Origin of the sequence: Staphylococcus simiae (assembly GCF_002902085.1) — a bacterium.
Lineage (GTDB): Bacteria > Bacillota > Bacilli > Staphylococcales > Staphylococcaceae > Staphylococcus > Staphylococcus simiae.
On sequence record NZ_PPQR01000086.1, the window covers coordinates 1 to 23063 of the forward strand.

15 protein-coding genes are annotated in these 23063 nt (G+C 31.7%); 4 read left to right on the forward strand and 11 right to left on the reverse strand.

Features of this window, described 5'->3' with window-relative positions; genetic code table 11:
- Window positions 1-1129: S1C family serine protease (locus CD113_RS10070; RefSeq protein WP_103262353.1), on the forward strand; the 1129-nt coding region annotated here is incomplete at its 5' end.
- Window positions 1130-1271: 142 nt separating this feature from the next.
- Here CD113_RS10070 and CD113_RS10075 read toward each other — a convergent pair.
- The 3 genes from CD113_RS10075 to tyrS all read right to left on the reverse strand — a co-directional run bounded on the left by CD113_RS10075 (window position 1272) and on the right by tyrS (window position 4787).
- Window positions 1272-2684, reverse strand: coding sequence for a DHA2 family efflux MFS transporter permease subunit (locus tag CD113_RS10075; protein ID WP_002461862.1), 1413 nt, complete (start codon window positions 2682-2684; stop codon window positions 1272-1274).
- A 278-nt stretch (window positions 2685-2962) separates the two neighbouring features.
- On the reverse strand, window positions 2963-3430 hold the full coding sequence (locus CD113_RS10080; protein ID WP_002461863.1) for a MarR family winged helix-turn-helix transcriptional regulator: 468 nt from the start codon (window positions 3428-3430) through the stop codon (window positions 2963-2965).
- Window positions 3431-3524: 94 nt separating this feature from the next.
- Entirely contained in the window at window positions 3525-4787 is a 1263-nt protein-coding gene (gene tyrS, locus CD113_RS10085) for a tyrosine--tRNA ligase (RefSeq protein ID WP_002461864.1), read from the reverse strand.
- 383 nt (window positions 4788-5170) lie between these two features.
- On the opposite strand from tyrS, the gene CD113_RS10090 reads away from it, so the two are divergent.
- On the forward strand, window positions 5171-6076 hold the full coding sequence (locus CD113_RS10090) for a transglycosylase domain-containing protein (protein ID WP_002461865.1): 906 nt from the start codon (window positions 5171-5173) through the stop codon (window positions 6074-6076).
- Window positions 6077-6409: 333 nt separating this feature from the next.
- On the opposite strand, the gene CD113_RS10095 is transcribed toward CD113_RS10090, so the two are convergent.
- Together CD113_RS10095 and acsA are read right to left on the reverse strand one after the other, a co-directional pair.
- On the reverse strand, window positions 6410-8077 hold the full coding sequence (locus tag CD113_RS10095; protein WP_002461866.1) for a formate--tetrahydrofolate ligase: 1668 nt from the start codon (window positions 8075-8077) through the stop codon (window positions 6410-6412).
- Window positions 8078-8369: 292 nt separating this feature from the next.
- On the reverse strand, window positions 8370-10076 hold the full coding sequence (acsA, locus tag CD113_RS10100; protein WP_002461867.1) for an acetate--CoA ligase: 1707 nt from the start codon (window positions 10074-10076) through the stop codon (window positions 8370-8372).
- A 169-nt stretch (window positions 10077-10245) separates the two neighbouring features.
- On the opposite strand from acsA, the gene CD113_RS10105 reads away from it, so the two are divergent.
- Window positions 10246-10878: a hypothetical protein gene (locus tag CD113_RS10105; RefSeq protein WP_002461869.1), complete on the forward strand. Its 633-nt coding sequence runs from the start codon at window positions 10246-10248 to the stop codon at window positions 10876-10878.
- Between the two features lie 28 nt (window positions 10879-10906).
- Window positions 10907-12079 carry an acetoin utilization protein AcuC gene (locus tag CD113_RS10110; protein ID WP_002461870.1) on the forward strand — a complete coding sequence of 391 codons (1173 nt, stop codon included), beginning with the start codon at window positions 10907-10909 and terminating at the stop codon, window positions 12077-12079.
- Between the two features lie 644 nt (window positions 12080-12723).
- On the opposite strand, the gene ccpA is transcribed toward CD113_RS10110, so the two are convergent.
- The 6 genes from ccpA to CD113_RS10140 form a co-directional block, all read right to left on the reverse strand.
- Complete coding sequence (gene ccpA, locus CD113_RS10115) at window positions 12724-13713, reverse strand: catabolite control protein A (protein WP_002462946.1); 990 nt, start codon at window positions 13711-13713, stop codon at window positions 12724-12726.
- An 840-nt stretch (window positions 13714-14553) separates the two neighbouring features.
- Entirely contained in the window at window positions 14554-15642 is a 1089-nt protein-coding gene (locus CD113_RS10120; protein WP_002463097.1) for a bifunctional 3-deoxy-7-phosphoheptulonate synthase/chorismate mutase, read from the reverse strand.
- 498 nt (window positions 15643-16140) lie between these two features.
- The gene (locus CD113_RS10125) at window positions 16141-17385 is read right to left on the reverse strand and encodes a coiled-coil domain-containing protein (RefSeq protein ID WP_002463096.1); all 1245 of its coding nucleotides are present in this window, start codon (window positions 17383-17385) and stop codon (window positions 16141-16143) included.
- Between the two features lie 72 nt (window positions 17386-17457).
- Window positions 17458-17949, reverse strand: coding sequence for a DUF948 domain-containing protein (locus CD113_RS10130; RefSeq protein WP_002463095.1), 492 nt, complete (start codon window positions 17947-17949; stop codon window positions 17458-17460).
- 74 nt (window positions 17950-18023) lie between these two features.
- On the reverse strand, window positions 18024-19337 hold the full coding sequence (gene murC, locus CD113_RS10135) for a UDP-N-acetylmuramate--L-alanine ligase (RefSeq protein ID WP_002463094.1): 1314 nt from the start codon (window positions 19335-19337) through the stop codon (window positions 18024-18026).
- A 22-nt stretch (window positions 19338-19359) separates the two neighbouring features.
- A complete protein-coding gene (locus CD113_RS10140; protein WP_095092758.1) occupies window positions 19360-23046 on the reverse strand; it encodes a DNA translocase FtsK in 3687 nt (1228 codons plus the stop codon).
- Window positions 23047-23063: the final 17 nt, after the last annotated feature.

A 23063-nucleotide genomic window follows, 5' to 3' on the forward strand; every position in this document is an offset into this window, starting at 1 on the left:
AGATGTGTATAAGAGACAGCTGTTAGATGGTGATGGTTCCAAAGTTCAAACAACCAACTCTAAAGGAGGTAATCAATTAGATAAAGAAAGTGATAAATATGGTTCAGTGCACGACATGATTAAAAATGTATCACCTGCCATAGTAGGTGTAATTAATATGCAAAAGTCATCTAGCATTGATGACTTATTAAAAGGCAAATCATCAAAGCCTGAAGAAGCTGGTGTCGGTTCCGGTGTTATTTATCAAATCAATGGTAACTCTGCTTACATTGTGACAAATAACCACGTTATAGATGGCGCAAATGAAATTAAAGTCCAACTTCATAACTCTAAACAAGTAAAAGCAAAATTAATTGGTAAAGATGCAGTAACTGATATTGCAGTATTAAAAATAAATAATACTAAAGGTATCAAAGCAATTAAATTTGCTAACTCATCTAAGGTACAAACTGGTGACAGTGTATTTGCAATGGGTAATCCACTTGGTTTAGAATTTGCCAATTCTGTAACATCAGGAATTATTTCAGCTAATGAGCGTACAATTGGAGCTGATACTACTGGTGGCGATACAAAAGTTAGTGTCTTACAAACTGATGCTGCTATCAACCCAGGAAACTCTGGTGGTGCTCTTGTCGATATTAATGGTAATTTAGTTGGTATTAATTCTATGAAAATTGCAGCAGCCCAAGTTGAAGGTATTGGTTTTGCTATTCCAAGTAATGAAGTCAAGGTGACAATAGAACAACTCGTTAAACATGGTAAAATAGAACGCCCTTCTATTGGTATCAGTCTCATTAACTTGTCTGATATCCCAGATTTAGATCGTCAAGAATTAGATACAAATAGAGATAGTGGCGTTTATATAGCTAAAGCCCCTAAAGATAGTGATCTAAAAAAAGGTGATATCATTACTAAAATAGATAATACAGAGGTTAAAGATGATGTTGATCTTAGAAGTTATTTATATGAACATAAAAAGCCTGGTGAATTAGTAACGTTATCTATTATCCGAGATGGTAAGAAAAAAGATGTTAAAGTAACTTTAAAAGAACAAAAAAATGTAGCGTCAAAACATCATGACCAAAAGCAACAACTACCAAATGACAATGATAGTGATTTTATTAGATAATTAACTTTAAATCAAAAATTAATAGTTCTCTTCCAAATTCGACTGATATACAATTATTTATTTTTTGTTTATTAGCCTAACATTTAGAGAACCTAAATTAATCCCCACATACGACATTATTAAGTCCTATGTGGGGATAATTTTAATTTAGCGCCTTATTGTTATGTGACGTTAACATGAGTGCAGGAATAATAATTAATAATATTGCTATAACTGCAACTAAGAACCCTGCATGATAAGCAGTTAATGTATGCGAAACCGTTGTATGTGTAGCCGGCATTATAATTGCTATAACTGTAGCAATTATTGCAGTGCCCACACTTGAACCAACATTTTCAATTATATTGATCCCTATACCTGCTTCAGCAAGATTTGATTCAGCAACACCTAAATATGCATCGGTAGTTAATCCTAAATTAATTCCACCAACACTGCATCCTCTGATAAATAAAATAAGTGAAATAATCCAAATACTCGTATGATCCGTTATAAATAACAATGGGATTGAACCAAACATAGCAATAATAATACTGTATATGATAACAGACTTAGCCCCAATTTGATCAATCATTTTACCGATATATGGTCTTGTTAAAAGCATTCCTACACCTTGTGGAATTAATGCAATTGCAGTTTCAATCGTTGAATAGCCTTTAAACACTTGGAAATATAATGGAATAATTAACATAGGTCCCATAATTCCAATATTTGCCAATAATAATCCAATCGATGCTGCACTATAACTCTTACTTTTAAATAGTGTTATAGGTAATATTGTATTGTAATTCATCCTGATATTATAAAGAATATATATTCCAGCAAAAATGATAGCTAAACTTATAAGTACAAGTGACATCATATCAATGGCGTGTGTAGCATTTGATAAACGTGTCACTCCTAAAATAAGCAATGTACTAATTAAGCCAAGTAATACAATACCAATAGCATCTAATTTGCTATTACTGTTAAAAGGTTCAAATTGTGGAATGTATTTCATCATCAATGGAATTGCAATAATTAAAATAATAATATTAATGAAAAATATCCATCTCCAGCTAAGTAAATGAATAATAACACCACCTAATACTGGTCCAAGTATAGGACCAAATATCATTGGTGTACTAACTATAGCCATGACTTTACCAGTATGTTCACGACCAGCAATTTTTACAATTAATGTAAACATCAGTGTTGTGATTAATCCTGCACTAAATCCTTGGGCAACTCTAAATATAATCAATGCTGTCATATTCCAACTGAGACCAGCTAAAAGTGACGTTATACCGAAAAGTAACATAGCATTAATGAATACTTTCTTACCATTGAAGTGATTGATTAACCAGCCGGCTATTGGTACAGCAATTGCTAAAGCTAATACATAACCAGTGATGGTCCACTGAGTTACTTCTATTTGTGAATGAAATGTTTCATTTAATTGTTTTATAGCAATATTAATCATTGTTGCATCAAGCATTGGTGCAATTGCACCTAATGTAATTGCCCATGCTGCAATCATAATATGTTTGGGTACTTTATTCTGTTGACGTTGTGACATAATGCGCTCCTTTTTGTTTCTTTAGAAACAAAATATACACCTTTTATTGTTTCCTTGTCAACAAAAATTTCAAAAAATAAAAAATATCCTGTGCCAAAACATTTCACACTTCAATTCAAGCATTTGGCAGTAATTGTTTGGTTTGTAAAATATTGATAAATCAACGTTTACAAACTTAGTCAGTCTCGCCGGAATGGGATTACGACATAAATTTTATTAAAATTCATTTCTGCATCACTCACTTAATATCTTTTTCAATCCAAGTTAACAATGCTTTTTTACTTTTTGATGTTTTCTTTTTCGATAATTTCTTTGTCTAGATGGTGATTATATTTTTCAATAAATGTCATCATATGTCGATATTCATCCTCTGTCATTTGGTTGAATACGTCACGATCACGTTCTTCAAATTCTTGATGTAACTGTTCGTGTAATTGATAAACATCTTTACCCGCCGGAGTTAATTTAAAGTAAATTTCTTTCTTATTATCTTGAGATTGATAAGTTTCAATTAAACCTTTAGCTATCAAACGCTTCGTTAATTTACTGATTGCGCCTCTAGTCATATATAATGCTCTCGTTAATTTAGTGACATTAGGTGCTTCTATTTCTTCTATTGCCTCTAGACAATGAATTTCACTCGACTTATAACCTTTTAAAGCTTCTTCCATACGGTCTTTATTTAAATAAGCAATTTTATTAAAAATTTCACGTAATTGTGACATTAATTGTTGCTCTTTATTCATCGCTAGACCTCCTGAACCTTTTAAAAAACTTATTAACTATATATAAAGAGGTTGAGACATCAAAAAGCCTCGACCTCTTTGTAAGTAAATCTTCTTATTTATAATTTACCATGAAATATTTTTTCTTACCACGACGAATAATAGTAAATTCATTATCAATTTTATCTTCTGGTGATAATTCATAATTTACATCTTGCTGTCTTTCACCATTAATATAAATAGCACCATTATTGACGTCTTCTCTTGCTTGTCTTTTTGAGGAAGAAATTCCTGTTTCAACTATAACGTCAATGATATTTGATGTTGCATTAGCAACTTCAACTTGAGGTACATCTTTAAATCCTTCTTTTAGCTCTTTAGCAGATAATGATTTTAAATCACCACTAAACAATGCTTGGGAAATACGAATAGCATCATTCAATGCGTCCTCGCCATGAATTAATTTTGTAACATTTTCAGCAAGTGCTTTTTGAGCTTCTCTTAAGTGTGGTGCTTCATTTTTAGATTGCTCTAATTTTTCAATGTCATCTTTATCTAAGAAAGTGAAATATTTTAGGAATTTAATAACATCTTCGTCTGATTGGTTGATCCAGAATTGATAAAATTCATACGGACTTGTCTTGTCGGCATCTAACCATACTGCACCAGATTCTGATTTACCAAATTTCTTACCATCAGATTTAGTAACTAATGGAATCGTTAAACCGTAAGCATCCGTTTGACCATACATACGACGCATTAATTCAATACCACTAGTAATATTACCCCATTGATCAGATCCACCTACTTGAATTTTACAATTAAGCTCTTTGTTTAAATGACCAAAATCAATTGCTTGTAAAATAGTATACGTAAATTCAGTATAAGAAATACCATGTTCTAAACGTGACTGGATAGAATCTTTCCCTAACATATAATTGACGCCAACATGCTTACCATAATCACGTAAAAAACTGATTAATGATATTTGACCTAACCAGTCTTTATTGTTAACTAATATTGCCCCTCTATCATTACCAAATTCAAAGATTTTATGCATTTGTTTACTAATTCCTTGAACATTGTGTTCTACTTGTTCTTCTGTTTGTAGCACTCTTTCTTCAGATTTACCTGATGGGTCTCCAATCATACCAGTTCCTCCACCGATTAATACAATTGGACGATGTCCATGTTGTTGGAAACGTCTTAACGTTAAAAATGGTAGTAAATGTCCAATATGTAAACTATCTGCAGTCGGATCTGCGCCACAATATAATGTCACTTGTTCTTTATTTAGTAATTCTTCAATTCCTTGTTCATCAGTTTGTTGATAAATTAAACCTCTCCATTGTAAATCTTCTAATAGTTGATTTGTCATTATGGTTCCTCCTATAAAATTAAAATATGTAAGTTATATTATAAAGTTGGTTGATAATTATCATAAAAAATAAAAATACACCCTCACAAATAATGTAAGGGTGCATTGCGCACGTTACCACCAAACTCAAACATAACATTAATGTATGTTCACTCTATTAATGATACGTTCATTAATTAAACGTAGGATATCTTATTATGAGAGGTGTATTCGTATGACAAACATTACTAGTTTGCAGCGACCACTAGCTCTCTTTAAATGCAAATCATATTACTTGTCCTCATACCCTATTTCATTATACATTTTCTCTAATTATAATTAAGGCAAATTTAAAAGTCAACTTGTCTGATGTGGTATACTATACCTAATTTAGGAGGTTAAAGATGGTAAAGTCAGATAACAATCATCAATTGAATCATCGTTTATATCGCTTTGAAAAAATATATAAATCAATTAAACATACTTTGGTTATAATTAGTATGATATTAATCGCATTGATATCTATTTTGTTGATTATCATGTCTATTTATTTTCATCATTTAACTAAAATGTCTGATTCATTGTCAGATCATTCTCTCATTAAACAAGTTACCCATTTACCAGGTGATGAAATGATAAATCATCACAATAAAAATATTTTATATGAATACAATCATTCGCAAAACTCATTAATCATTGGTCCTAAAACTTTAAATCATAGTGCTATAAAAGCATTAACTTCATCAGAAGATACTTTATTTTATAAGCATGATGGTATTTTACCTAAAGCTATTTTTAGAGCAATGTTTCAAGATATATTGAATAGTCATCAAAGTTCTGGTGGTAGTACGATTACACAGCAACTCGTAAAAAATCAAGTGTTATCAAATGAAAAAACATATAGTAGAAAAGCGAATGAACTTAGATTAGCCATTCGCTTAGAACATTTAATGTCTAAAGATGAAATTATTTATACTTATTTAAACATTGTCCCTTTCGGAAGAGATTATAACGGTAACAACATTTCAGGAATAGCTTCAGCATCTTATAGTTTGTTTGGTATAGCACCTCAAGATTTAAATATCGCACAATCTGCATACTTAATCGGTTTATTACAAAGTCCTTATGGTTACACACCATACAACGAAGACGGTAGCTTAAAAGCAAACGATGATATTCAGCATAGTATTCATCGACAACATTATGTATTAAAAAGGATGTTAGTAGAACAACAAATTTCACAAAACGAATATAACAGTGCATTAAAGTATGACATAAAGAGTCATTTATTAAGTAAACCGACTAAATAATTATTATGTTAGCTGACTTTGTATTTATGTAAATTACCCATTTTAATCTACTTATAGAGAGATATGAACGTTACCTTTGGTCTAAAATTAAATGCTCTTTTTCTCATTAAATATCATTGCAAAAATAAGAGTGGGACAGATATAAATTTTATTTAAAATTTATGTCGTAATCCCACCCCGGCAAGACTGACTAGGTTTGTAAAACTTTGACTTATCAACATTTCACAAACCAGATGCATACAGTCAATTGCTTGAATTGATTTGTGAAATGTTGTTGTCCATGCTTCACTTTATTTATAACTAAATTTAATATTTACTGTATTATCGTATTTTTTAGAATAAACCAATCGCATGACCATCATCGGTAACATCCATATTTAAAGCTGCTGGTTTTTTCGGTAATCCCGGCATTGTCATTATTGCACCTGTTAATGCAACAATAAATCCTGCACCTGTTTTAGCTTCAAGTTCACGGATTGTGATTTCAAAATCACTTGGTGCACCAAGTAATGTTTGATCATCTGAGAATGAATATTGTGTTTTAGCCATACATATTGGATAATTATCCCAGCCATTATCTTTAAATTGTTTTAATTGCTTTTGAGCTTTACTACTGAATGTAACTTTAGATCCACCATAAATGTCTTTAACAATTGTTTCTATTTTTTCTTCTAACGGTAGTTCTAAATCGTATAATGGTTTAAATGAATTAGGTTGAGCTATAACTTCTAATACTTCTTTAGCTAAATCAACGCCACCTTTACCACCTTTTTCCCATACTTCAGTTAAAGCAATACGTACATTATTTTCTTTAGCCCACTGTTTTACATATTCTACTTCAGCATCAGTATCATGGATGAAAGCATTAATCGCAACGATAGGTTCTACACCAAATTTTTTAATATTTTTTACATGGCGCTCTAGATTAACAATACCAGCTTTAACGGCATCAACATTTTCTTCTTTAAGATTATCTTTAGCAACGCCACCATGCATTTTCAAAGCACGAATCGTAGCTACAACGACTACAGCAGATGGATCAAATCCCGCTTCTCTAGCTTTAATATCCATGAATTTTTCCGCTCCTAAGTCAGAACCAAAACCAGCTTCTGTAACAACGATATCCGCTAACTCACGTGCTGTTTCAGTAGCTAAAATAGAGTTACAACCATGTGCAATATTAGCAAATGGACCACCATGTACTAATGCAGGTGTACCTTCAATTGATTGAACTAAGTTAGGTTTAATAGCATCTTTAAGAATCATTGCCAGAGCACCTTGTACTTTTAAATCTGCAACTGTCACAGGTTTACGATCTCTAGTATAACCAATTGTAATGCGACTAATTTTATCTTTAAGATCACTAATATTACGACTTAAACATAAAATAGCCATTATTTCTGAAGCCACTGTAATATTAAAGCCATCTTCACGAGGAACACCATTTGTCGGTCCACCTAAACCTACATTAACATGACGCAAAGCGCGATCGTTCATATCAAGAACGCGTTTCCATTCAATTCGACGCTGATCAATACCTAATTCATTACCTTGATGGATATGATTATCTATAAATGCAGATAAAGCGTTATTGGCTGTTGTAATCGCATGAAAATCTCCATTAAAGTGTAAATTGATATCTTCCATAGGTAGTACTTGCGCATAGCCACCACCAGTTGCGCCACCTTTAATACCAAATGTAGGTCCCAATGCTGGTTCACGTAAAGCTACCATGACACTTTCACCTAATTCATGAAAGGCATCTGCTAAACCAACTGTTACTGTTGATTTCCCTTCTCCTGCAGGTGTTGGACTCATAGCAGTAACTAAGACAACTTTACCTTTATTATCCTTTTTGTCGATTTTATTAATGTCTATTTTGGCTTTATAATGTCCATATGGTTCCAATGCATCTTCTGAAATACCAACTGTTGCTGCAATATCCTTGATTGGTTGTAATGTAGCTTGATTTGCAATTTCTAAATCTGATAAGTGAGTCAACGTTATTCGCCCCTTTTTGTTTATTAAAATTACTGCAAATAAAATATGTAAGTTGAAACTAAGAAAACTTACCTTATATTCATATAATAACGAACTGTTATCCAGTTGTCGACTATATAGAGTTAGCGCTTTCATTTTTTCAAATATTTATTTTTATTAACTATTGTTATATCAAATAGCTATTAAAGTTGAACTTTTTTACTATTATACAATGATAAAAACAGAAACCGACGAACGATTTCTGCTGTCCTAGAGTTCAATTATTGTAGCTAACTCTATGATATTATCTATATTATTCCATAGTACTTAAATCACCTGCATCTAAATCTAATTCCCAAGCTTTTAATACGCGTCTCATAATTTTACCTGAACGTGTTTTTGGTAATTTATCTTTAAACTCAATTTCTCTTGGTGCTGCATGAGCAGACAAGCCTTCTTTAACAAATTTTCTAATATCTTCTTTCAATTCATCAGTTGGCTCATAACCTTGTCTTAAAGCAACAAAAGCTTTAATAATTTCGCCTCTTACAGGATCTGGTTTGCCAATAATGCCCGCTTCAGCAACAGCTTCATGTTCTACTAATTTTGACTCTACCTCAAATGGACCAACGCGTTCACCTGCTGTCATAATGACATCATCTACACGCCCTTGGAACCAATAGTAGCCGTCTTCATCTTTATAAGCAGAATCACCAGACACATACCAATCACCAATGAAGTAAGATTGATATTTGTCAGGATTATTCCAAATTTCATACATCATTGATGGCCATCCTTTTTTAATAGCTAAATTACCCATACGATTTGCTGGTAATTCATTACCTTCATCATCAATAATAGCTGCTTCTATACCTGGTAGTGGTTTCCCCATTGATCCTAATTTAACATCCATAGCGGGATAATTCACTATCATATGGCCACCAGTTTCAGTCATCCACCAAGTATCTAATACAGTTAAACCGTATACTTGTTTAGCCCATTTAATTACTTCAGGATTGAGTGGCTCACCTACAGATAAAATTGAGCGTAATGAAGATAAATCATATTTTTCAACTATATCGTCACCAGCACTCATTAACATACGTAAGGCAGTTGGTGCTGTATACCAAATCGTTACATCAAATGTTTCGATCATACTATACCATTGTTCTGGTGAAAATCTACCACCTGCAATACAATTTGTGACACCATTTAACCAAGGTGCAAAAATACCATATGACGTTCCAGTCACCCAACCTGGGTCTGCCGTACACCAGTAAATATCATCTTCTTTTAAATCAAGAACATATTTTCCTGAAATATAATGGACTAACATTGCTTGTTGAATATGAAGCACACCTTTAGGTTGTCCAGTTGATCCAGAAGTATAATGTAAAATAAGACCATCATCTGGTTTCAACCATTCGATATCAAAGTCTTCACTAGCTTCTTGTAGGCGTGCATTAAAATCAATAAACTCTTCATCTACCTTATCATCTACAATCACAATTTTTTCAAGATGTGGTAATTTATCTATTGGCACACGTGGTAATAATGCTTTATTTGTAATTAATACTTTAGCTTCACTATTTAGTAAGCGATCTGAAACTGCTTTTTCCATAAATGCTTCAAATAGAGGTCCGACAATTGCACCAATTTTTAAGACACCCATTAATGCAAAATATAGTTCAGGCGTTCTGGACATAAAAATAAATACGCGATCCCCTTTTCGTACATGCGCTTCATTTTTTAGAATATTGGCTGCTTTATTGGAATATTTTTGCATATCACGATAAGTATAAGATTCTTGACGTTTTTCATCTTTATAGTTAAGCGCAATTTTATCTCCTAAACCATTATCAACATGACGATCAATACATTCGTATGCCATATTCATTTTTTCAGAATTATACCAAGAAAACGCTTTTTCTACATCTTTCCAATCAAAGTTGTCGTAAGTAGTGTCATAATCCTTTAAATTATAATCCCCTTGCAGACTTTTATATACTTCAACTTTCATATGTAACTCCCCCTTGACTTGTATGAAATCGCTTTCTTGTTTCTTATTATACATATAATTTCAAATTATTCAAAATTTTTACAATTATCATTATTTGTATATTCATAAATGTAATTTTTCTATATAATGTAACTAATACATTTATTGCGTCATCTAAGGAGCTGAAGATATGAATCATGTTAAGACGTATAAAAAAGAAATTTATGACGTTAATGATCAGCAATTTATTATTGAGGGGCCAGTTTCTAAGACTTATTTAAAATCATTCAATTTTGATTCTAATTTAACTGCTTTCAGAAATGCAGATGATCAATTTGAAGCACTATTAGACATCACGACTTTATCTGAAGGTCGAATCTATATCATTCATATTGATAACTTAATTATTGGCTATGTAACATATCATTACCCTGATGATATTGAACGTTGGTCAACAGGTCATCTCCCATACTTAATTGAGCTAGGTGCAATTGAAGTAAGTATTAATTTTAGACAACGACAACTTGCTGAAAAATTAATCATGCTTAGTTTATCTGCACCAGAATTTGAAGATTATATCGTCATAACAACAGAATATTATTGGCATTGGGATTTGAAAAATTCTAACTTGGACGTATTCGAATATAAAAAAATTATGCAACGTTTAATGGCTACAGGTGGTTTAGAAATATTTGCTACTGACGATCCAGAAATTACTAGTCACCCTGCAAATTGCTTAATGGCAAGAATTGGACAAAACATTACACTAGACCAACAACAAGCGTTTGATGATATACGCTATATGAATAGATTTTTCTTTTGATGACTAGTGGGAAAATGAAGGTGATGATATGACAAATACTAAGCATTTAACAACTGGTTATGTTTATTCTGATAAATTATTAAATTATCGTTTTCATGATAAGCATCCATTTAATCAGATGAGGTTAAAATTGACCACTGAATTGTTATTAGATACAGGTTTATTATTACCCGAACAAATTATTAAACCTAGATTGGCAACCGATGATGAATTACTACTTGTTCATCAATTTGACTATATTCAAGCAATTAAGCATGCGTCTCATGGAATTATCAGTGAAGAAGAGGCTGAAAAATATGGATTAAATCAAGAGGATAATCGTCAATTTAGACATATGCATCAACATAGTGCCAGAATCGTTGGTGGCGCCTTAACATTAGCTGATAAAATAATGTCTGGTGAACTGATTAATGGTTGTCATCTTGGTGGTGGCCTACATCATGCTCAACCTGGGCGCGCTAGTGGCTTTTGTATTTATAACGACATTGCCGTAACTGCACAATACTTAGTCACTAAATATCATCAACGTGTCCTTGTTATTGATACCGATGCCCATCATGGTGACGGCACACAGTGGAGTTTTTATACTGACGAACATGTCTTCACTTATTCTATACATGAAACTGGTAAATTTTTATTCCCCGGTTCTGGTCATTATACTGAACGAGGCGAAAATATTGGATATGGACATACTGTTAATGTACCATTAGAACCATTTACCGAAGATGAGGCATTTATTAAGACATTTAATAAGACAGTAGTACCAGTGGTAAAGGCATTTAAACCAGATATTATTTTAAGTGTTAACGGTGTAGATATTCATTATCGAGATCCGCTAACTCATATGAATTGTACGCTACAATCTCTCTATCAAATTCCATATATTGTTAAATCTTTAGCTGATACATATACAAATGGTAAGTTAATGATGTTTGGTGGAGGTGGGTATAATATTTGGCGCGTGGTACCTAGAGCGTGGAGCCATGTTTACTTTAGTTTAATCGACCAACCGATTCAAAGTGGTTATTTACCTTTACATTGGGTTAATAAATGGAAAAATTATGCGCCAGTTCAGTTACCAAAACGCTGGGAAGATAAACTGAATGATTATACTTATGTTGCGAGAACTAAAGAAATTACTGCTAAAAATTATAAACTAGCACAGTTAATTACTAGTTGGTATGATAATAGAGAAAATTAATAGACACATTATAGCACATTAAACTAACAATTTAAGGTTCTCTATTTTTAGGACTGATAAATAAAAAAAAGAATAATTTAAAACGCAAATTATTTTGAAGCCGAGACTCCTGAGGTAGGGACCCAACATAGAGAAACTGTGCAACAGTTTCAACAAGAAATGCAGGTTGGGCAACAGAGCTAGTCGAAGACCGGGGACCCAACAGAGAGAAACTGATTTAATCAGTTTCTACAAGTATTGCCAGTTGGGGTAGGCTGAGACAGCACCCTAGGAAGGGACCCAACACAGAAAAACTGGTTATCCAGAAATAGGTTTACAGTTTATTAATTCATAATAAACTGCATAAGATTTTCTAGCTATAAAGATAGCAGAAATTCTAACAAGCAATGCAGGGACCCGTCATAGAAAAATTTTATAACTAAAATTTTTACTTTAATGTGCAAGCTGAGGTGCGAGGCTAAAAAAATAATTATGTATCAACCCAATTTAACTTGCGAGTCTCTTACATCGAATAATAAAAAAATGGACTTATGCTCGTTATAAAAAACGTGCATAAGCCCATACTGTTATGAAGAAATATTATCTTTCTTAACATTTACCTTACTTCATTTAATTCATTAAAGGATACAAAGTAAAGTTGATGTTTATTTAGTAGTACCTCTATACTCAATTCTGTGAGGAAGAATAACATTTGGCTCTTCAATTGGTTCATCATTCATATATTTAGTTAATAAACGCATACCTACTGCACCAATATCATAAAGAGGCTGAATTACGCTTGATAATTGTGGTCTAACCATTTCAACTAATCGTGTATTATTAAAGCTAATAATTTGTAGCTGTTCTGGTACTTTTATGCCGGCATCCATAGCACTGTGCATAATTCCAATCGCTTCTTCATCACTAATACATAATACTGCATCAGGTAAATTATCTTTCATCATTTCGAAAGCTTTAACACCTTCTTTATAACTTTCGGTACCAGTTGCATTAAGTGCATCATCTAATTCTAAATTATGTTTATTAAGTACTTTTGTTAATCCACTTAAAACATCTTCTTGAGCTTTTCTAGAATAATGTCCACCAACAAGTGCAAATGATTTAGCTCCATTTTCAATAAGGTGTTGCGTAATTTCTTCTGCCGCTGCTGTGAAATCAATATTAACAGAAGCGATATCTACATCTTTACCATTTGTACCTGATACAACGACAGGAACAGAAGATTGATTAATCATTTCTTTCATGTCATCAGAAATTGTTCCACCTAAGAAGATAATACCATCAACTTGCTTACTTAATAAATTATTGAAAATTTCTTTTTCTTTATTTGGATCATTATCAGAATTGGAAATGATTGAATGATATTTATACATTGTTGCTATATCCTCAAGTCCTCTAGCTAATTGAGAATAATAAATGTTTGAAATATCTGGAATAATTACACCAACAGTTGTTGTTTTCTTACTAGCTAAACCACGTGCCACTGCATTGGGACGATAATTCAAACGTTTGATTACTTCATTTACTTTATTTTTTGTTTCAGCTTTAACATTTTGGTTACCATTTACAACGCGTGATACAGTAGCCATTGAGACTCTTGCTTCTCTAGCTACATCATATATAGTTACAGTCATTATTGTCCTCCTTGTAAACGCTTTATTTATTATAATAACATGTTTTCATATCATTTTCATAGTTTACCACAATTTATAAATCAGTAAAATTAATTTGTTTGGGTTTTTGACTACTTTTCATTAATAAACAATAACGTTTATTTTGTATTGCTTTGTTATTAAAGTTTTATACATATTAATTTTATAATTTTCAGAAAGCCTTTTCAATTAATTTTTGGATTGTGTTGAAAAACAGTCACAAATTTACATTTATATTGTTATTAATTTAGGTTCTTTAACAACTGGCACTGATATGCAATCTTTACTAGCTATAGTCAAATAGGTCCATCTTGCATATTTAGAGCTAAGTAGATTTACAATCTTTACCCGCTTTGTCCATCTTGCACATTTAGAGCTAAGTAGATTTACAATCTTTAGTAGCTTTTGCCCAACCTTGCCCTTCTGGCACATTTAAAGCTACTTAGACTTTAATCTTTACTAGCTCTTGCCCAACCAGCATTGTTTTTTGTAGAAACTGTAAGTACAGTTTCTCTGTGTTGGGTCCCTATGCAGTTGTACGATTAGTGTCAACTGTAATCCTTAAATTTTTCTATGACGGGTCCCTTGCCCAACTTGCATGGCATGAAAAAACTGGATAACCAGTTTTTCTATGTTGGGTCCCTAAATCACTGTTTTGTTTTTAATGTATTTCTATTATTTTTGTTTTCATTCACTTAGTCATTCTATAAAAATAAATGACTTTAATTTGGCGATTATAAACACAATAAACGACAATTCCTATTATTGTTAATAAGAATTGTCGTTATTTAATTCTTTGATACTTTATTTTAAAACAATTGATTACAGTTTATTTTGATTATATAAATCTGCTAATGGTTTGATTTCATCATAGAATGCTTGGAATTCATTTAAATCCATTTGTTGTCCTGCATCACTTAAAGCAACAGAAGGATCTGGATGTACTTCTGCCATTACACCATCTGCTCCAACAGCTAAAGCTGCTTTGGCTGTTGGTAACATGATGTCTTTACGACCTGTACTATGAGTTACATCTACCATTACTGGTAAGTGTGTACCTTGTTTCAAAATAGGTACAGCAGAAATATCTAAAGTATTACGTGTTGCTTTTTCATATGTACGGATTCCACGTTCACATAATATAATATTTTGATTTCCTTGAGCTGCAATATATTCAGCAGCAAAAACAAATTCTTCAATAGTTGCAGATAGTCCTCGTTTTAATAAAATAGGTTTGTTTGTTCTTCCAGCTTCTTTTAATAATTCAAAGTTTTGCATGTTACGTGCACCAATTTGGAACACATCTAAATACTCGTCTGCAATTTCAAAGTCCTTAGGATTAACTATTTCACTAACTACATTTAGATTATATTTATCTTTAACATTTTTTAAAATTTTAAGACCTTCTACACCTAAACCTTGGAAATCATATGGTGATGTACGTGGTTTAAATGCACCACCTCTAATAAACTTCTCACCTTTTGCTTGTAAATTTGCAGCCACAGCATCAACTTGTTCTTGTGATTCTACAGAACATGGACCAAAAACAAATGATTTATTACCATCACCAATAATGCCACCATTATCAAATTTAACAATTGTATCTTCTGGTTTTAATTTACGAGAAACATATAAATGTTTTTCGTTCTCAGATTTTTGTAAATCTGTAGAGGCTTTAAATATTTCTTTAAATAATTGCTTAATAGTATTGTCATTAAATGGACCTTGATTTTTATCAATCAAATCATTTAGCATTTCTTTTTCACGCTGCGGGTCATAAATACGCGTACCTTGTTTCAATTTTTCTTCACCAATTTTTTGAGCTAATTCACCACGTTTAGATAATAAATCTAAAATTTGATGATTTAGCTTAACGACTTCATCTCTGTATCCTTCTAATTTACTAGTCATCCTATTCACCTCTACGAATTATTACTGTTACTTGTACTTTAACGCAATAAAATAATATGTTAAAAAATATTCTAACAATTCTAATACTATTGTTCAACCCTGAATTGACAGAAAATACAAAATCTTCGTACTACTATATTGATTTTAACGTTATCAAACAATTATAAATTATGTAATATTAATCAAATAAGTAAACCATATTATGTTAATAATAAAAATATTTAAAACTTTAGGACAAAATCATTCTATAATTAATATGATGGTATTTGACCATAATCATTTGCATTTTAAATTATTTATTGTTTGTTTATCCGTCCTAAAATATAGAGAACTACAATTAAATAATATATCATAACCAAACATCGTTAAGACTCATCTTTATACTCTTTTAAAACAAATTTAGTATAGAAATATCTAATCTAACAGACATTTCTATACTAAATTCTAAAAACTCACATATGATATTTATTTACATAGTTGCTTTTTTAAATATGATTATTAATCATTAAACGTACGTTTTTCTATTTTACTTTTAGCTGTCTCTACTTTTGTTGAGTCATCTTTGTTTTGTTTTGTTGATGATGTTGTTGCTTTATTATTTGTTTGCTTAGTTTTTTTAGGCTTAGCACTTGCTTTAGTTGTTTTTTCTGTTTCAGCTTTTTTAGAATTTGCTACTTTTGTTGTTTTAGGTTTAGTATTAGTAGACGTTTTTTTAGTTGTTGTCGACTTTTTAGTTGTTGATTTTTGCTTAGTCGTTGATTTCTTGTTAGTCGTATTTTGATTATTTGTTTGTGTTTGCTTTGTTGTTGTAGTATCAGTTGTTACTACACCATTGTCAAATGTTGTTTCTTTTTGTTGTACTTTTTTTTGTGCTTTTGGTGATATAGTTGTTTGCTTACTATTTTTTGATACATTCTTTTTAGTTACTAAATTTGGTACTTCTTTCATTTGTGACTTAGCAACTGGTTGTTCTTTTAATAGTTTGTCAGTTAATTGACTTTCTTTTGAACCTTTCGTTAATTTAGCACGTTTATTTTTTGCTGCATTAGCTAATTTTTCTGCTGAAGAAACTTCAGTTATAGGTTGTTCTTGGTTATTATATTGCTTTTCTTGTGCTTTTTTTGAAGTATCGCTCAAGTTATTTGCTGTTACTTCTTCTTTGATTGCTCGTTGTTGTGCTGCTGTTTCGTCTGTTGTTACTTCTTTTGATGTTGCTTCTTTTTTCGCTTGTTGGATTTCTTGTGCTTGTTCTGAAGTATCGCTCAAGTTATTAGTTGCTACTTCTTCTTTGATTGCTCGTTGTTGTGCTGCTGTTTCGTCTGCAGTTTTATCCTCTTTTGATGTTGCTTCTTTTTTCGCTTGTTGGATTTCTTGTGCTTGTTCTGAAGTGTCGCTCAAGTTATTAGTTGCTACTTCTTCTTTAATTGCTCGTTGTTGTGCTGTCAATTCAGCTTGTTCATTTTGTTTTTTATGTAGAATAGTTTCAAACTTATCTTTTGCAGATTCTACACTACTTTCAAATTGTGTTTTTGTTTCTTTAACTTTTTTTGCAATTTCTTGTTCTTTTGCAATAAGTTCATCTGTTTTTTGATAAACTTTATTTTTATAAAATAAACCTAATGCCGAACCTATAATTGCACCGGTGATAAAGCTTACTACAAAATCTTTTCGATTTGGTAACTGTATATTTTGATAGCCATGTTTATTTTTTAATACTCTGTTATTATACTTCTCTTCAGCCATAATATATCCTCCTACAACAAATGCACTTAAATAAGTAACAACCTTATTTAAGTGCATTTGTTTAATTATTAATTATTTATCTACACGAGTAGTGTAACTATGATCAGCGTCACTAGCTACATTATTTGCTTTGTAGTTTGCACTTCCACGACGGTAGTGTCTGTTTTGCCATTTGTCAGCAATTTCCATTGCTACATTTGACCATTGAACAACTTGTGATATTTTTTCTTCATTTTGAGAGATATTATGTGTAATTGAATTAGTTACACGATCAACTGAGCTGTTTAATGTTTGAACTGAATCACCGATACCTTTAACAGCATCTACAACTGAGTTCAAACGATCAAGTTTACCTTGGATATCTTCAGTTAAACGATTGACTTTATGTAATAAGTCAGTAGTTTCACGAGTAATACCTTGTACTTGTCCTTCAACACCATCAAGTGTTTTTGCAACATAATCTAAGTTTTTCTTAACAGAAATCAATACAACTACGATACCGATACATAAAATTAAGAATGCTATCGCAGCGATAATTCCAGCAATTGGTAAAATCCAATCCATTAAAAACGCCTCCTAATTAACATATAATGAATGTCATTAATTATAAATACCCATGCAAATCTATTATAAACATATTAAAACTCATTTTTCATACCTAATTTATCTAAATATGCTTTTAGTAATTTTTGAATATCACCAGCACCCATAAATAAAATAACGGCATTATCAAATTGTTCTAATACATCAATAGTATTTTCATCAATTAATGAAGATCCTTCAATCTTATTAATTAAATCTTGTATTGTTAAATCACCTGTATTTTCTCTAATTGAACCAAAAATTTCACATAAAAAGACTTGATCTGCTTTACTTAAACTTGAAGCAAATTCATCTAAAAATGCTTGAGTTCTAGAAAAAGTATGAGGTTGGAAAACAGCCACAACTTCTTTTTGTGGATATTTTTTTCTTGCGCTTTCTATTGTAGCACTAATTTCTCTAGGATGGTGTGCATAATCATCAACAATAACTTGATTTAATATTTTTGTTTCATTAAAACGACGTTTAACACCACCAAATGTTTCTAAAGCTTCTTTAATATTTTTAACATCTAATTTTTCAAGATAGCTTATAGCAATTACAGCTAAAGTATTTAAAATTGTATGATCACCAAATTGTGGTGATAAGAAATGATCATAATATTCACCATTAATATACACATCAAATGATGTACCTTTTTCTGTGATTTCTATATTATCAGCATAAATATCATCAGATTTATTAAAGCCGTAATAATAAATTGGAACATCCGCTTGTATTTTTCTTAAATACGCATCATCACCCCAAGCAATAATGCCTTTTTTCACATTATGTGCCATTTCTTGGAAAGCTTCAAAAACATCGTCAATATCTTTGAAATAATCAGGATGATCAAAATCAATATTAGTCATAATCGCATAGTCTGGTTTATAACTTAGGAAATGTCTACGGTATTCACATGCTTCAAATGCAAAATAATCGCTTTCTGGTAAGCCCATTCCAGTACCATCACCGATTAAAAATGATGTTTTTTTGTCTCCATTCATAACATGAGAAAGTAAACCTGTTGTAGATGTTTTACCATGAGCTCCTGTTACTGCAACAGATGTATATTGATCAATAATATGTCCTAAAAAGTCGTTATAGCTAATCACATCTAGTTTTAGTTGATGTGCACGCACTACTTCTTCATGATTATTTGGGAATGCATTCCCTTGGATAACAACCATATCTTCTTTTATATTATCAGCATCAAATGGTAGTATTTTAATCCCTTTATTTTTAAGAGCCACTTCTGTAAAAACATAATTTTCAATGTCTGATCCCTGAACATCGTGCCCTAAATCATGCATAATTTGTGCTAATGAACTCATGCCAGAACCTTTAATTCCGACAAAATGATAATGTGTCATTATATAAAACTCCTTACTAAAATTATTCGTTATTTAAATCTGCTTCTGTAATATAAACATCTCTAGGTTTTGATCCATTAGCGCCTGAAACATAACCAAGCTGTTCTAATTGGTCTATGATTCTTGCTGCTCTGTTATAGCCTATTTGGAAATGTCTTTGAATTAACGATGTTGAAATATGTCCTTCTCTAACTATAAACTCACAAACATCATCAAATAACTCATCTTGTGCTTGTGTTTCTGTTTTTTTCAATAATTCTTTTTCTTCAAATAAATAATCTGGTTCTCTTTGTTGTTTAATAAAGTCAACCACATCATCAATTTCGTCATCAGAAACAAACGTTCCCTGAACTCTAATTGGTTTATTCATACCGCTTCCAAGATATAACATATCACCATATCCTAACAAGCGTTCTGCTCCGCCACTATCTAAAATAGTCCTTGAGTCTACACTAGATGATACCATAAATGCAATTCTAGTAGGAATATTGGCTTTTATCAATCCAGTAATTACATTTACAGATGGTCTTTGTGTTGCAACTAACATATGAATACCACAAGCACGTGCTTTTTGAGCAATTCTTGCAATAGATTGTTCAACTTCTTGTGGTGCCATCATCATTAAATCAGCTAACTCATCAATAACTATAACAATTTTTGGCATTCTTTCATCATATGGCGCTTTCTTATTAAAAGCAGTGATGTTTCTCACATGATAATGTGCAAATAATTTATAACGTCTTTCCATTTCTTCAACTGCCCATTTTAAACTTTGAGTTGCCGCTTTGACATCTGTTATAACTGGAGATACCAAATGAGGCAAACCATTATACGGAGCTAATTCTACCATTTTAGGATCAATCAATAATAAACGTAATTCTTCAGGATGATTTTTATATAATAATGACATCAAAATACTATTTATACACACAGATTTACCTGATCCAGTCGCACCAGCAATGAGTGCATGTGGTGTTTTAGCAATATCCATCAACAATGGCTCATTATTAATTCTATAGCCCATTGCAACTGTCAATTTAGATTCTGCATTTTTAAAACTAGGCGTTTCAATTATTGAACGTAAATTAACTTTAGTTGGATTTTGGTTTGGAACTTCTATACCTACTCTACTTGTACCTGGAATGGGTGCTTCAATACGTATATCTTTAGCAGCTAATGCCATTTTTATATCATCTTGCAATGCTGTAATTCTAGATACTTTCACACCTTTTTCAACTGATAATTCGAAACGCGTAACACTTGGCCCTTCAGTAACTTCTTGTACTTCTGCAGGAACATTAAAATAGTATAAGGCGTCATTTAACTCTTGTTTTTTTTCATCTATCCATGCTTCATTAGGTTCTAATACTTTTGGTTCTTCAAGTAAATCTACACTCGGTAATTTAATATTAGGACCTTTTCGAATCGTTACTTTGTGATCACTTTGATTTGTTTGTTGTGCTGTATTTTGTTGTGATATTGACTGAGTATTAGTATTATTTACTGTCGCGTTGTCAGTAATATTGTCTTCTGTTGTATTATTGTCATCATGTGTTGATGGTGGTCTTTGACTCTCATCATTCATTTTATCGTCACTAGTATGTTGAGTATCAGTAACATTTTCTTGATGCTGTTTTGCCTCCTGTTGTGGATTTACTGACTCTACGTCAGAATGTTCATCTATGTTGTTTTTTTCTAACTCATCGCTTGAATTAGATGTTGTATTAGCTAAAGATTCACTACTATTATTGTCATAAGTCGTTATTGTCATATTACTATCAGCTTGATATTTATCAGTCGATATATCAGCTGACTGTTTATTATTAGAGCGTTGTACCGGCTTTAGTTCTGGTACGCTAACTTGGCTATGTTTCTTTTTATCCATCATACGTTTTTTGTCTGATGGCGTCATAACAACATTAAAAGGTCTTTTAGTCGTTGTGTCTGTTGTTTTTTTAGCATCCTGAGTTGTTTCTTCAGCTAATTGTGATTGATGACCTTCGTTTTGTTGATCACCAATAGTTCGAGATTCACTACTTTCAGATGACACGCTTTGCTGCTTGTTGTTAAATTCAGTAGCCGTGTCTTGCGCAGTGTTACTATTGTCATTAAGCTCATTTGAAGCTGGTTGTTTATGACGTTTAGCGAATTCAATTTCATTATCAATCGTTTTATCAATATTATTGATATTGTCGTGATTATTTAGTTGTTTCGTTGAATGTTCATCTTTGCTATTGCTTTCAACTTTGTTAGTAGTCTTTCTACCTTGATCATGTTGTGTCTCTGTTAGCTGTTCGCCATCAAGTTGTTGATCATTTAATTCATAATAATCTGCATCATCAACATCTTCAGTGTCATGCTCTTCATTGTCGTCTATGACTTTAGAATTATTTTCAGATGTAGTTAAAATGTCATTATGCTTATTAATTTCTGTACTTTGTTGTTCGGTATTCTTTTTAGACGTTGTATCAATATCTTTGACAGTCACATCTTCGTCATTAAGTTGCTGTTTATTATTAAGATCTATATCAGCTAATGAAACTTCTTCATAATCATAATTTGGATTTTCATCTATTTGTTCATTATTATGTTCTATATCGCTATTTGTAGCTAATGCTGTTACTTCATCCGAAGTTTGTTGACTATCATTATCGATAGAAACATCGGTATCTAAAGAGCTTTCTCCAATATATTGTTCAGCTTGTCTTGCATACATCTCATCAATAGCTTTTTGGATGCTATCTTGTTCATCGTCATTATGCTGTTCTCTTTTTTGTTGTAAAGCCTTTTTGAAACGACGCTTTTGTAAAATTTTACGTTCTCTTTCGCGTCTAATTTCTTCTACTATTTGTGATGCATAGATATTTTCAATATTGATAGTGTTATCAACTTTCGAATAATTAGGTGTCTCTTTAGTCGAATTTTCTTTTTTTGGTTGCTCAATGTCAACTTTAAATTTAGCAGCATCGTTACCAAGACTATTATCACTACTTTGATTAGATGACTCCGTTGTCTTTTGTGCTGTTATACTTCGCGCTGCTTTATCTTCTACGTTTGCTGTTTCATTGCTTTGATCTTGATTTTTTGATGTTGGAATTCGACCATTTTCTAACTTTTTAGGTTTCATTGTCCCAAAAATAGCTGATGGCACTTCTGATGTTCTAAAACTTTCTTTATGATAATTTCCAACAGTTGAATCATTCGCTTTCGTAGTCGCTTTAGCGTCATTTTGCTTTTTATTTTCAGAAGTTACACCATCGATAGCTGAAATGTATGTACCTATCTTATTGACAAAATAATAGTCATTATCATGATTTTTTGAATGTTGTTTACTAGTAGACTGTGAATGAGATGTATTTCTATTAACTTCTTTTTTACTACCTTCTCTTCCTTCTCTTAACTGACTTCTTCTTCGACGATGTCTTTTATGATTTTGTGCTACGTCATTATAAAGTTGGTTGTCATTTCGATAATCAGATATACCTTCAGAAATAGTAGTTTCATCATTGTCTTGTTGTTCAAAGTTTGAGTTAACATTCATAGGGAATCTAAACTTCCCTCTTGGACGATTATATATATCGTTATTTTGAGGAAGTAATGAGTCATGATGATTGTCTTTTTGAAGAGATGATTGTCTTTTCTTTTTTCTATGGATTAGATCATCACTTGAATCATTATCTTCACCGAATAACTTATCAAACCAACTCATATTTCCACTACCTTCCT